Source organism: Bathymodiolus thermophilus thioautotrophic gill symbiont (assembly GCF_003711265.1).
Classification (GTDB): domain Bacteria; phylum Pseudomonadota; class Gammaproteobacteria; order PS1; family Pseudothioglobaceae; genus Thiodubiliella.
Genome location: NZ_CP024634.1, coordinates 1 through 13,223, shown reverse-complemented (window position 1 = coordinate 13,223; position 13,223 = coordinate 1). Strand labels below are relative to the sequence as shown.

The window sequence follows — 13,223 nt, the reverse complement described above, 5'->3', positions numbered from 1 at the left end:
TATGAATACAGAATATAACGCTCAAGACATTGAAGCACAAGTACAGAACTATTGGCAAGAAAACAAATCGTTTGAGGTTGTTGAAGACGATACAAAGGAAAAATATTACTGCCTAAGTATGTTTCCCTATCCCTCTGGGCGTTTGCATATGGGACATGTGCGCAATTACAGTATTGGCGATGTCATCTCTCGCTATCAAAAAATGCAGGGCAAAAATGTGATGCAACCAATTGGCTGGGATGGATTTGGCTTGCCCGCTGAAAATGCCGCATTAAAAAACAAAGTAGCACCTGCTAAATGGACTTACGAAAATATTGATTACATGAAAACCCAGTTAACCCAGTTAGGTTTTGGCTATGACTGGTCGCGTGAAATTGCCACTTGCCACCCGGATTATTATCGCTGGGAGCAATGGCTGTTTGTGAAATTATTTAAAAAAGGCTTGGTTTATAAGAAAAATGCCATTGTCAATTGGGATCCCGTGGATCAAACTGTGCTGGCCAACGAGCAAGTGATTGATGGACGAGGTTGGCGCTCTGATGCACTGATTGAGAAAAAAGAAATTTCACAATGGTTTATGCGTATCACAGATTATGCTGATGAGTTGTTAAACGATTTAGACAAATTAGATGGCTGGCCTGATGCTGTTAAAACCATGCAAAGAAACTGGATTGGCAAATCCATCGGCTTAGAAATAGACTTCAACAGAAAAGGCTTTGACGCACTAAGCGTTTATACCACCCGCCCAGACACACTAATGGGCGTTACCTATTTAGCCATTGCCGCTGAACATCCTTTGGCACTCAACGCAGGCAAAGACAACGCCACTGTGCAAGCCTTTATTGATGAATGCAAAGCCATGGAGACCTCTGAAGCCGCTATGGAAACCATGGAAAAAAAGGGCGTTGATTCAGGACTCAAATGCACACATCCAATCACAGGCGCTGAAGTGCCGATTTGGATTGCCAACTTTGTCCTAATGGGTTACGGCACAGGTGCTGTGATGAGTGTGCCCGCACACGATGAACGAGATTATGAATTTGCCAAAAAATACCACATCGATATTAAACAGGTTATCAATAAAGACGAAGATACCAATGAAGGCGCCATTACCCACAAAGGATTGTTATTTAATTCTGGCAAGTTTGATGGCTTGGATTTCGACCAAGCCTTTGAAGCAATTGCCAAAACCCTTGAGGACAATAACTTAGGTAGTAAAAAAACCAACTACCGCTTACGAGATTGGGGCGTGTCACGCCAACGCTATTGGGGTTGCCCCATCCCCATTGTCAACTGCCCAAGTTGCGGCTCAGTGGCTGTACCTGAGTCTGACTTGCCCATTATTTTGCCTGAAGAAGTAAGTTTTGATGGCGTTGGCTCGCCGATTAAAAAAATGCCTGAGTTTTATCAAACCACTTGCCCCAAATGTGGCGAAGCAGCGCAACGAGAAACCGATACTTTTGATACCTTTTTTGAATCCTCTTGGTATTTTGCCCGTTACACTTGCAAAGACAATAGCGACAAAATGTTAGATGAACGAAGCAACTATTGGCTTGCAAACGGTGGCGTGGATCAATATGTTGGTGGCATTGAACATGCAATTTTACATCTACTTTACGCCCGCTTTTTTAACAAACTCCTGCGTGACGAAGGCTTAATTAAAAACGACGAGCCCTTTAAAAACCTACTTACCCAAGGCATGGTCTTAAAAGATGGCGCCAAAATGAGCAAATCCAAAGGCAATACCGTTGACCCACAAGAAATGATAGCCAAATATGGCGCAGACACAGTGCGCCTATTTATCTTATTTGCCGCCCCACCAACGCAAGATCTAGAATGGAGCGACTCTGGATTAGAGGGTGCACACCGTTTTGTTAACAAGGTCTATCGCCTAGTTGGAAGTTTTATAAAAGACAAAGCAAACAACACCATTGGCGCCTTAGACAACCTTAATAAGCAACAAAAAGACATTCGCTTTAAAACGCATCAAACACTCAACAAAATCACCGATGACATGCAACGCAGACACCTATTTAATACAGTCATTGCCGCACTCATGGAACTGAGTAACACCCTTACCAAATTTAACGACACCAGCGACACCGCCATGGCTATCCGCCAAGAATCCATCAACATCCTACTCAAAACCCTAAGCCCAATCGCCCCACACCTCTGCCACCACCTATGGCAAGAATTAGGCAATACAGAGGCAATTATCAACGAGCCATGGCCAAGCATTGATGAAGCAGCGCTCAGCCAAGAAGAGGTACAAATCATCGTTCAAGTCAACGGCAAACTTCGTGCCAAACTAATGATCAACGCCAATGCCGACAAAGCGCAAGTTGAAGCACAAGCGCTAGCAGATGAAAATGTTGTCAAATTTACCGACGGAAAAACCATCGTTAAAGTCATTGTTGTGCCAAATAAATTGGTTAATGTCGTTGTTAAGTAAAAAAATAACGCTTTGCTTGCTGATATCTAGAGAGCGTCACTGAACTATTTAAGCCCATACCTTAAGAGACCTTTGCATAAATATGAATAATATGCCGCTAACACTTAGGATAAGAATGCGCACTAGGTTCGTTTGGTTTATTTTTTGAAAATGGTATTACGCCCAACACTTGAAATTCAACCAATGCAATTGAAGTGATTTATTGTGTAATTGGCGTACATAATTCTATCAAAATTCCTGAAGGACAACGAATATAAGAAACTGTTTGCCCCCAAGGTTTTACTTCAGGTGCCTTTAACTCAACAGCACCATTTTTAATAGCATTTTCATGAATTAATTGCACTTCATTTGTAACAAGCACTATTTCAGTGCCAAGCGGTTTTTTAGAATCCGTGGCACTGACATATCCACCAGAAAAATTTGATTGCCCTAATTTATGTGACGCAAAAGCCAATACTGTTGCACCAGTATCCAATTCCCCGTAATCCTTCTCATCCGTTAAAAAACGACGCTTTATATCAAATGCCTTTTCAAAAAAAGACAGCGCTTTATCTACTTCATCAACATAATTGATTGTGTATCCAAAATTAACCATTAAAAACCCCTTTATTTATTAAGCATAATGCTTGAATTTAGTCAACGCATCAACAATCAACTAGAACGATTCATTATACAGAATGAGGCCTTTGCCATAAATATGAATAATCATCAAGAATCTAATTTTGGAATTTGTATACCTAATTTACTAGCTGCAGAATCCATATCTCCACTTGCAATTGATTTTGCCTTAAATCCAAAACCAATCAAATCTTTAATATAAAGTTTATTGTAAATAAATGCAAATACAAAACTACTTAATCCAAAAGTCATCAAAGCAAGCACCAATATTATTATCGCCCATTTCCAATCGCCCCTAAACAATGCTGGAAAGAAACTAAACAAAAAAACTGTCCATGAAAACCCCACTGGCACCTCTTTAATTGCACCTGTATTAGGATTTTCAAATATAATTGAAGTGTAAGCCATTTTTTCTCCTTGAAATAGTCCATTATTAAAATGCAACATAGAGCTATTTATGTTGCGTAACGCTATTATAGCGAAAGTGGTTTAAATATACACCTAAACACAACTTGAGGGCAAGACATAAAAGCAGTATAAGTTTGCACGTTAAATTAATAACCTTAATGTTTGCTTGAGCGTTTTATTATGTATCAACACACCTATGTTAGTTATCACCATTAGTCTTATAATGTTTCTCTAACCTTGATGAAACCCTGCCCCATTCAGTGCCACTAAGGCGTTGCTGATGTAACTTAAATGCATCTTTAGATACAAATTCTTCATATACATTGAATTGGTTTATATTCTTATTGTCTTGAGATACTTCGAAAACTAAGCAACCTTCCTCCTGTCGAGTTAATTGAATATGGTTCTCAAGTTCTTTCTTTACAATTGCAAGATCGGAATCGGAGGCAAGAATATAACCCTTTAAAACAACTTTTAACAACTCTACCCCCTTTGAAAAATATAACTACTCATTAAGATTATTATATACACAATAATCATTTTATTAAAAAAAGTATTTTATGTAAAATTTTAAACAATACCATTTATTATGATGTAAAAAACTTTACAGATAGAAAATTATTAAAAATTGTGCGAGATAAAATTCGCCTTGAACATTATAGTTTTAAAACCAAAGAAACTTATATTGGTTAAATAAAAACTACATTCTTTCACCCCTCAAAAGTTAAGCAAGGTTGAAGTATTTTTAACTAATTTAGTTGTTAATCTCAATGTGTCATTTGACACCCAAAATCAAGCGTTTAATACCTTGTTGTTTTTGTATGAAAAAATACTGGAAATTTCAATTAAAAAAATATCTGCCATTCGCATCAAAGAAAAAGTTCATGTTTCTGTAGATTTAACCAAAAATAAAGTTAAAGCCTTTGTATGGTTGTGATTTGAGAATAAACGAACTTTTGCGTCTGCAAGTCAAAAATATTAATAAGACTTGTGTGTAAGCAATCCATTAAATAGTTTGTAAAATAGAAACACCTAAGCCTATTAACCCACTCACAGCAATCACGCTCATAATGCCAATTTTAAAGCGAAATAGCGCAATAAATGCAACTATGGTGATGGCGGTGGCTATCCAGTCTATTTGTTGATTGTGATATAGTGTGGCAAGTGCGAAGAATACTGCTAGGTTAACAATTACGCCTACTACGGCGGCTGTTACTGCTGAGAGGGGTGCGCTGAATTTTAGGTCGCCTCGTGTGGCTTCGATGCCTGGGGCGCCTAAGAAGATGAATAGAAAGGAGGGTAGGAAGGTGAAAAAAGTGGCAACTGATGCGCCAGCAAAACCTGCTAGTAGCATTGATTCTGCGCCGAAAATTTCTTTGACGGTTGCGCCGACAAAACCGACAAATGCTACTACCATAATGAGTGGGCCGGGGGTGGTTTCACCGAGTGCTAGGCCATCCATCATTTGTGTGGCACTTAGCCAGTGGTATTGTTCAACGCCACCTTGATAGATGTAAGGTAATACTGCGTAAGCGCCGCCAAAAGTAACAAGGGCGGCTTTGGTAAAAAATTCGCCCATATCGTGTAACACTTTATTGTCTAATAAACTTAAAACAACGCTGCCAAGTACGACGCCAATGATTAAGAAACTGAAGAAATTAGACCATTTAAATTTCGCATGGTCGGGAATGGGGGTGTGGTCATCAATTAATGCTACGCCATAACTGTTTTTACTGCCGCCATGATGTGCGCCTACGGTGAAGGTGTTGGGGGATAATTTTGCGCCTAAAAAGCCAATAGATGCGGCGATTACTACGATATAAGGGAAGGGGATATGAAATTGGTAAATGGCGATAAATGCTAATACTGCCAATACTTTTAACACGGGGTTTGACAAGGCTTTGGAGCCAATGCGATAAGCGGCAAATAGGACAATGGCAGTAACGGCGGGTTTGATGCCGTATAGGATGCCAGCGACTTCATTAAGTGTGCCGTAAGTTAAATAAATCCAAGTGAGTGTGCTTAAAATAAACAGGGAAGGTAAGACGAATAACACACCAGCAACCAGTCCACCTCGTATGCCGAACATAAGCCAACCGATGTAGGTGGCGAGTTGTTGGGCTTCTGGGCCAGGGAGTACCATAGTGAAATTTAGGGCGTGCAAGAAACGATGTTCTGAAATCCAGCGTTTGTCTTCAACCAGTGCTTGGTGCATCATTGATATTTGACCTGCTGGGCCGCCGAAACTAATGAAACCTAGTTTTAACCAGTAAATAAAGAATTGGAAAAAACTGGGTTTTGTAGGGGGGTGAGTTAAGTTCATTTTTTTTAGGTTCGCTTAATACAAAAAACCCCAGTCAAAGACTGGGGTTTTAAGAGATTGATTGCTTATTTATTGGCAATCAAACTATGAATGATTGGATATAAAATCACTTCCATCGCTAATCCCATTTTATTACCAGGAACAACAATAGTATTGCGTCTGGACATAAATGAGCCTTCAATAATGGTCTTCACTTGAGTAAAGTCAACAGGTGTTTTTTCCAAATCGTTAAAATGAATAACAACCAATGATTCGTCAGGTGTAGGAATGTCACGAGCAATAAATGGATTGGAGGTATCTACAGTGGCAATACGCTGAAAGTTGATATCCGTTTGTGAGAATTGCGGGGTGATATAGTTAATATAATCAGGCATTCTGCTTAAAATTGTATCTACTGTCTCTTCTGCAGAGTAGCCGCGTTCGGCATTATCACGATGAATTTTCTGAATCCATTCAAGGTTAATACTAGGAACAACGCCGACTTTTAAATCGCCATATTGTGCCATATCTACATCATCAGCAACAACAGCACCGTGTAAACCTTCATAAAATAACAAGTCTGTGCCTTTGCCGACTTTTTCCCATGGGGTGAATTCACCGGGGTTCAGGTTTGTACCTAAGTTGGTATTATGTTCAAGTGCTTCACTATCAGAATGGATATAGTAACGGCGATCACATTCACCTGTGGTGCCATAATCTTTAAAAGCTTGTTCAATTTTTTTGAATAAATTGGTGTCAGGGCCAAAGTGTGAAAAGAAGTTATTACCCTGTTCTTTTTGCTCTTGTACTGCTTGTTTCATAGCAACACGATCGTATTTATGAAAGCTATCACCTTCAACAATAAGTGGCTTAATGTTTTCTTTATCAAAAATGTGCTCAAATGCACGCTTTACAAAAGTAGTGCCCGCACCCGACGAGCCAGTTACTACAATAACAGGATGTTCTTTTGACATAATTTTCTCCGTATTTAAATAAGTTTAAAAATCTAAGTTATCGACAGACAATGCATTGTCTTCAATAAAGTTTCTACGCGGCTCCACTTCATCACCCATTAAAGTAGAAAAAACTTCATCTGCAACAATGGCATCTTCAACTTTTACCTTTAATAAAATTCTATTTTCTGGATCCATGGTTGTTTCCCACAGTTGGTCTGGATTCATTTCACCCAAACCTTTATAGCGTTGGAAACTTTGACCTTTTTTAGCGTCATTCATTAAAAAATCAACCACTTCAGCAAAGTTTTTGACTTTAATGCTTTTGTCTTTTTTCTCAATATAAGAATCTTCGGTTATAACACTTTCAATTTCTTCAGAAAATTTTCTAATGGCCATATAATCTGCTGAATTAAAAAATGATTCACCAAGATGATCAACATCTGTTTCCACACCATACATTGACAAGGTGTGTTCAATTTCATTGGCATTAAAAATAACAGTGTGTTTTTGTGCAGGTGATAAATTTTGCGCTAAAATTTCTTCTAATTGTTTCACCCAAGCAGATACTTTTGTTATATCTTTTAAATCTTTTAATGGATTTAATTTGGCGATTGCACGCAACAAAATTGGATTAATTTTCTTTGATAGTCGTTCAATAATAGTATCAATTTGATAATAATCTTTCATGGCGGTTTCTAAAGCTATGCCTGAAATTGCTGGTGCTTGTGTATTGGTGAATAATCGTGCTTCATTTACGGCTTCTTGCAATAAGTAATCGCTTAATTCTTGGTCGTCTTTAAGGTAGCGTTCTTGCTTACCTTTTTTGATTTTATACAAAGGCGGTTGGGCGATATAAAGATAGCCTTTTTCAACCAATTCAGGCAAATAGCGATAGAAGAAGGTTAATAACAAGGTGCGAATGTGTGCACCATCGACATCAGCATCCGTCATAATAACAATTTTGTGATAGCGTAATTTTTCAATGTTATATTCTTCTTTACCAATACCACAACCTAAAGCTGTAATTAAAGTACCAACTTCGACAGAACCCAGCATTTTTTCAAAACGGGCTTTTTCCACATTTAAGATTTTACCTTTAAGAGGTAGAATTGCTTGTGTGCGTCGATCACGACCTTGTTTGGCAGAACCACCGGCAGAATCACCCTCAACTAAGAATATTTCTGATTCGGCAGGGTCTTTGGTTTGACAATCGCTCAATTTTCCCGGTAAGCCAGCGATATCAAGTGCACCCTTACGACGGGTCATCTCTCTGGCTTTTCGTGCCGCATCGCGAGCTCTCGAAGCGTCTAAAATCTTACCCACGATAATTTTGGCTTCTGTTGGGTTTTCTAGTAAATAATCACCCAGTTTTTCATTAAGTGCTGATTCAACTGGTGCACGAACTTCGGATGATACTAATTTGTCTTTGGTTTGTGATGAAAATTTAGGGTCTGGCACTTTAACTGAAATAATGGCGGTTAAACCTTCTCGTGTGTCTTCACCAGTAATGGAGGATTTTTCTTTTTTTGCCAAACCTGAATTATCAATATAATTATTCAATGTTCGTGTTAATGCACCTCTAAAACCTGCCAAATGCGCACCACCATCTCGTTGAGGAATGTTATTAGTAAAACAATAAATGCTTTCTTGGTAAGAATCACTCCATTGTAAGGCAACATCAATAACAATATCATCACGCTCTGCTGAGATTGAAATAATATTATTGTGAATAGGGGTTTTTGCTTTATTTAAATGCTCAACAAAAGCTTCAATACCGCCCTCGTACTCAAACACATCCTTACGATCTGTTGCCAGTTCCATAATTTCAATATGAACACCTGAGTTTAAGAAAGACAATTCACGCACACGATTGGCTAAAGTATCGTATTTAAATTCAGTAATTGCAAAAATTTCGGGGCTTGGTTTAAAGTGAATTTTTGTCCCAGTTTGATCGGTTTTTCCAGTAACTTTCATTGGCGCATCTGGCACCCCTAATGTATAACTTTGTTGATGAATTTCACCATTCCGATACACAGTTAAATGCACAGTTTCAGAAAGCGCATTTACCACGGAAACACCTACACCGTGTAAACCACCAGAAACCTTATATGAATTATCATCAAATTTACCACCAGCATGCAAAATAGTCATAATAACTTCTGCTGCACTAATACCTTCTTCAGGATGAATATCGGTTGGAATACCTCGGCCATCATCAGTAACAGAAACGGATTGGTCTTCATGGATAGTGATGTTGATTTTAGAGCAATGTCCAGCTAATGCTTCGTCAATTGCATTATCAACAACTTCAAATACCATGTGGTGTAAACCTGTACCATCATCGGTATCACCAATATACATTCCTGGGCGTTTTCTAACAGCGTCAAGACCTTTTAAAACTTTAATGCTTGATGCTTCGTATGCTTGCGATTGTTGTTCAGACATAAATACCTAAATTTACTTATAAATTGAATGGATTTATTATACCACGATAGAAGTTTATTTTTGCTGTGTAATCACACCCTTGTTAATTTGAAAAATAGTGGGGTTTATTTGTTGAATCGTTGATAGGTTATGGTTAATATCAGTCATAAAGGTTTGCACATCAAGGGTTTTTAAATATTGTAAGATAATATTAACTTTAGCATGGTCTAATTCAGAGGATAAATCATCAATTAAAACAATAGGCTTAACCCCAAGATTAATTAACAATACAACTTGTGTTAACCAAAAAATAATAGACAAAGTTTTTTGCTCACCTCTTGAAAAAAAACATTCGCTTCTATTATCAAAGGTGAAATTAATATTTGCCTTATGAGAGCCGTAATTTAAATATTTAATCCTTAATAAGGAAGTGGTGTTTTTCTTTAGATATTGATAAATACTTTGTTCATTAATTTGATCTACTTCTTTAGGCCAACCAGATGAAAATTCATAATTAAATTTGTCTAACGAATCAATCAGTTTACCTAAGGTTTCAGTTTTATCAGATAACAAAGTTTCTCTAAGTTGTTGCAAATAATCCAATCGATTTTTATTAATAATGGCACTGTGTTTTGCTAACTCTAAAAACCAAAAATCCAATTCGTTGGTTTGGTTATTACCAAGTAAAGTATTAATATTTTTTAATATTTTATGATAATTTTTAAAGGCTTTAATGGTTTCTGGTTTCACGTGAAACACTCCCCAATCTAAATAAGAGCGTTTATTTTTAGGGGTGCCATTAACGATAAATCCTTTGTCTGGTGTGATAATTTGAATGGGTAACAAGCAACTTAGTTGGGAAGCGTTGTCTATTTTTGATTGATTAATTGTAACTTTGGTTTTGTTTTTTGTTTTTTCTAGTTTTATTTTGTTTGCATCAACTTCAACACTTAATTGAAAAGTATCAGCGTCGGAATTAATAATTTCTTTAAGGGTTTTTGTTTTAAATGAGCGGTTATGACCAAGATAATAAATTGCCTCAATTAAATTGGTTTTACCTTGAGCATTATCACTAATAAACAAATTGATATTTTTATCAGGTGTAATATATTGAGAGATTAAGTTTCGAAATTGATGAATAGATAACTTACTAATAATAGCCATAGAGACTTAAGTAAGGTTTTTGTATATATACGAATGATGAACAAAATTCAATTGTTGTTTTATTAGAAATTTCTTCAAACTTGGCTTTAACAGGGTTAAGACCAAGTTTAAAAAAGTAACAAACGGGTAAAAAATAGATTTTTGATAATTCATATTTAGAAAACAGTCTTAAATGCTAACGCATTAAACCCGCATTGGCATAACAACATATTGAAAAATATCATCACCAATGCCGCTTAATAAGCAAGATTGGTTTTCACCATTAGGTATGGTCATATTGATATTGTCAGTGGTCAGTTTTTCTAAAATATCGATAAGATAATGAACATTAAAAGTAACTTCTATTTCTTTATCAAAATTATCAATATCGATTTTAGTTTTTGCTTGACCACGCTCTGAATGTGAAAAAATATTAATTTGATTGTCTTTAAAAGCCAATTTAACACCTTTGGTGCGTTCTTCAACAAAAATTAAGGCTTGTTTTAAACTGTCTAAAAAGTTTTGACGATTAATTTCAATTGTATTTTCATAATCGGTTGGAATAACTTGTGTGTAGTTAGGGAAATTACCATCAATAAGACGACTAATAATAGTGGTGGTATCACTGGTTAAGTGAAAATAGTTTTCTGAAAGATGAATATCTACTTCTGCATTTACATCTTTATTTAGAATTTTAATAAGTTCCAATATTGCTTTTTTGGGCAAAATAACTGTTTTTTTACTAGATAAATCATTGGGTTGTTGAATTTCGCCAATGGCTAAACGATGGCCATCAGTTGCAACCACAACAATATTGTCCTTGTCTACTTCAAAATACAAACCATTTAAATAAGCACGAATATCTTGATTACCCATTGAAAAAGAAGTTTTTTCAATCAGTTCTTTTAAAGCAAGTCGTTTAATGTGAATAATTTCGCTGTCTTTAATTTTTGGTAAAGAAGGGAAATCTTGAGCATTAAAAGCATTAAGTTCAAATGAGTTTTTGTTGGCTTTAATATAGATTTTTGCATCTTCAATAATAAATTCAATAACAGTATCTTCTTTAAGTTTGTTAATAATATCAATTAAATCTTTTGCGTATATTGTAAAACTTACCTCTTCTTGTGCTTGAATTTTTTTTAAGGTACGCAGTTCAATTTCCATATCTGTTGTGGTTAATGTTAATTCCCCATTTTTGAGCTGAATAAGTACATGTGACAGAATAGGTAGTGTTGCTTTTTTTTCAACAACACCAATTACAGTTTGTAAAGGTTCTAGTAATTCTTTAACGGTAAGTTGTATGTTCATAAAAAATTCTTTTAATTAAAATTTATTGTTATTATTAGCCATGGTTTTTTTTGTTGAAAACTTATTATTTTCTTTAAAAAACAATGAATTAAATTGTTGATAATTATCTCTTATTTTATGTAAAAAATGAGGGTAAATGTTCATAAATTTTTATTATTTGCTAAGTTATTAAAGTTATCCACAATTCATTGGAAAAGATTTTGTGTATAGTGTTTATAAGTTGGCCAATTTAAGTTTGAGTAATTCGTATTCATCCTTGATTTCAGGCTCTTTTTCTGTTCTTTCTTTGATTCTTTTAATGGCATGTAAAACTGTGGAATGATCTCGATTTCCAAAATGTTTTCCAATTTTGGATAAAGACAGGCTGGTCATTTCATGTGCAATAAAAATAGCCATTTGTCGCGCCAAAACAATTGATTGTTTGCGATTTTTTGAACTAAGGTCTGATATGGTAACCCCATAGTGTTTAGCGCTTTCTTTTTGTATATCGTTAATGTCAATATTTTTAGCCTTTGGTTTGATTAAATCACCTAAGGCAATATCAATAATTTCTTTGGTAATAATATGATCGTCTAGTTTGGAAAAATCGACAAAGGCTTTTAATTTAAGTAAAGCCCCTTCTAAATCTCGTACATTTGAGGTAATGTTGCTTGCAATATACAATGCAATATCGGCACTAAAGGTAATGTTTATGGCTGGACTTTCTGATTTTTTGAGCAAAATGGCAGCGCGCATTTCTAATTCAGGTGGTGTGAGAGACAAATTTAATCCCTGTGCAAATCTTGTTTTTAGACGATTTTCCAAAGATTTAATGTTTGTTGGAGGTTGGTCGCATGTGAATATGATTTGTTTTTTGGTAGTAAATAAAAAGTTAAAAATATGAAAAAACTCTTCTTGAGATTTTTCTTTACCAGCAATCAAGTGAATGTCATCAACCAATAATAAGTCAGCAGATTGGTAATAAGATTTAATGTTTTCAATAGTTTTGTGGCGCAAACTGGTGGTAATATTTCTGACAAAATCCATTACTGGTGCGTAAATAATTTTTGTTTTTGGGTTTTGTTGTTTTACCAAATGTCCCGCTGCTTGCATTAAATGTGTTTTCCCCAGCCCTGAATCGCCGTAAATAATGCAAGGATTGTAAGGTGATTTTTTAAGGTCTTCTGCAATTTGTCGAATCGCACCATAAGCGATTTGATTGGCATTCCCCATTACCAAATTGTCAAAAGTGTATTCTGGAAATAACGGGGTTGAGTGTTTTGTGTTCTTTTTGGCTTGTTGGATTTCGGTGCCAATGTTGATTTTAAGATCTTTGTTGTGTCGGGCAACAGCATCTTTAATTTTTTGTTTTAAATTTGTTTTGAGGTAATCTACTGTTGAGGTGTTAGGCGCTACTATGGTCAGGATATTGCCTTTTTCTGTTGCTTTTAATGGCTGAATCCAGACGCTAAATTGCCCTACTGGAATGGTATCTTTCAAAGTTTCAAGGCATTTTTCCCAAGTTGTTGGCATGGCGTCTTTTCGTTTTATAAAACAGAGAATTAAAAAAAGGTATTTTAATCGTTGTTTTTGTATTTATAGATTTAGTTTCAATTAAAATGAACAATAAGAC

10 protein-coding genes and 1 pseudogene are annotated in these 13,223 nt (G+C 35.9%); 2 read left to right on the top strand and 9 right to left on the bottom strand.

Annotated features, from left to right (window positions below; genetic code table 11):
• Position 1 precedes the first annotated feature (1 nt).
• Entirely contained in the window at positions 2-2,452 is a 2,451-nt protein-coding gene (gene leuS / locus MS2017_RS00050) for a leucine--tRNA ligase (protein ID WP_122950858.1), read from the top strand.
• Between the two features lie 199 nt (positions 2,453-2,651).
• Here leuS and MS2017_RS00045 read toward each other — a convergent pair whose 3' ends face one another.
• From MS2017_RS00045 to MS2017_RS00035, 3 genes are all read right to left on the bottom strand, one after another.
• The gene (locus MS2017_RS00045) at positions 2,652-3,047 is read right to left on the bottom strand and encodes a VOC family protein (protein ID WP_122950857.1); all 396 of its coding nucleotides are present in this window, start codon (positions 3,045-3,047) and stop codon (positions 2,652-2,654) included.
• Positions 3,048-3,160: 113 nt separating this feature from the next.
• The gene (locus MS2017_RS00040; protein WP_122950856.1) at positions 3,161-3,478 is read right to left on the bottom strand and encodes a hypothetical protein; all 318 of its coding nucleotides are present in this window, start codon (positions 3,476-3,478) and stop codon (positions 3,161-3,163) included.
• A gap of 199 nt (positions 3,479-3,677) precedes the next feature.
• On the bottom strand, positions 3,678-3,959 hold the full coding sequence (locus tag MS2017_RS00035) for a putative quinol monooxygenase (RefSeq protein ID WP_122950855.1): 282 nt from the start codon (positions 3,957-3,959) through the stop codon (positions 3,678-3,680).
• A 264-nt stretch (positions 3,960-4,223) separates the two neighbouring features.
• On the opposite strand from MS2017_RS00035, the pseudogene MS2017_RS10890 reads away from it, so the two are divergent.
• Positions 4,224-4,415, top strand: a pseudogene (locus tag MS2017_RS10890) (integron integrase); the annotation flags it as partial.
• A 69-nt stretch (positions 4,416-4,484) separates the two neighbouring features.
• On the opposite strand, the gene chrA reads toward MS2017_RS10890, so the two are convergent.
• From chrA to dnaA, 6 genes are all read right to left on the bottom strand, one after another.
• Positions 4,485-5,801 carry a chromate efflux transporter gene (chrA, locus tag MS2017_RS00030; RefSeq protein WP_122950854.1) on the bottom strand — a complete coding sequence of 439 codons (1,317 nt, stop codon included), beginning with the start codon at positions 5,799-5,801 and terminating at the stop codon, positions 4,485-4,487.
• A gap of 65 nt (positions 5,802-5,866) precedes the next feature.
• On the bottom strand, positions 5,867-6,754 hold the full coding sequence (locus MS2017_RS00025; protein ID WP_122950853.1) for a phosphoribulokinase: 888 nt from the start codon (positions 6,752-6,754) through the stop codon (positions 5,867-5,869).
• A gap of 24 nt (positions 6,755-6,778) precedes the next feature.
• Positions 6,779-9,181, bottom strand: a complete 2,403-nt coding sequence (gene gyrB, locus MS2017_RS00020) for a DNA topoisomerase (ATP-hydrolyzing) subunit B (RefSeq protein WP_122950852.1) — start codon at positions 9,179-9,181, stop codon at positions 6,779-6,781.
• A 54-nt stretch (positions 9,182-9,235) separates the two neighbouring features.
• Positions 9,236-10,324 carry a DNA replication/repair protein RecF gene (gene recF, locus MS2017_RS00015; RefSeq protein ID WP_122950851.1) on the bottom strand — a complete coding sequence of 363 codons (1,089 nt, stop codon included), beginning with the start codon at positions 10,322-10,324 and terminating at the stop codon, positions 9,236-9,238.
• A 183-nt stretch (positions 10,325-10,507) separates the two neighbouring features.
• Entirely contained in the window at positions 10,508-11,611 is a 1,104-nt protein-coding gene (gene dnaN, locus MS2017_RS00010; RefSeq protein ID WP_122950850.1) for a DNA polymerase III subunit beta, read from the bottom strand.
• Between the two features lie 213 nt (positions 11,612-11,824).
• Positions 11,825-13,123, bottom strand: coding sequence for a chromosomal replication initiator protein DnaA (dnaA, locus tag MS2017_RS00005; RefSeq protein ID WP_071563469.1), 1,299 nt, complete (start codon positions 13,121-13,123; stop codon positions 11,825-11,827).
• Positions 13,124-13,223 lie beyond the last annotated feature (100 nt).

Bases quoted from the DNA above. Each gene is read 5' to 3' on its own strand.
- MS2017_RS00040 (WP_122950856.1), bottom strand. From the start codon at position 3,478: ATGGCTTACACTTCAATTATATTTGAAAATCCTAATACAGGTGCAATT.
- recF (WP_122950851.1), bottom strand. From the start codon at position 10,324: ATGGCTATTATTAGTAAGTTATCTATTCATCAATTTCGAAACTTAATC.
- gyrB (WP_122950852.1), bottom strand. From the start codon at position 9,181: ATGTCTGAACAACAATCGCAAGCATACGAAGCATCAAGCATTAAAGTT.
- dnaN (WP_122950850.1), bottom strand. From the start codon at position 11,611: ATGAACATACAACTTACCGTTAAAGAATTACTAGAACCTTTACAAACT.
- leuS (WP_122950858.1), top strand. From the start codon at position 2: ATGAATACAGAATATAACGCTCAAGACATTGAAGCACAAGTACAGAAC.
- MS2017_RS00025 (WP_122950853.1), bottom strand. From the start codon at position 6,754: ATGTCAAAAGAACATCCTGTTATTGTAGTAACTGGCTCGTCGGGTGCG.
- MS2017_RS00045 (WP_122950857.1), bottom strand. From the start codon at position 3,047: ATGGTTAATTTTGGATACACAATCAATTATGTTGATGAAGTAGATAAA.
- dnaA (WP_071563469.1), bottom strand. From the start codon at position 13,123: ATGCCAACAACTTGGGAAAAATGCCTTGAAACTTTGAAAGATACCATT.
- chrA (WP_122950854.1), bottom strand. From the start codon at position 5,801: ATGAACTTAACTCACCCCCCTACAAAACCCAGTTTTTTCCAATTCTTT.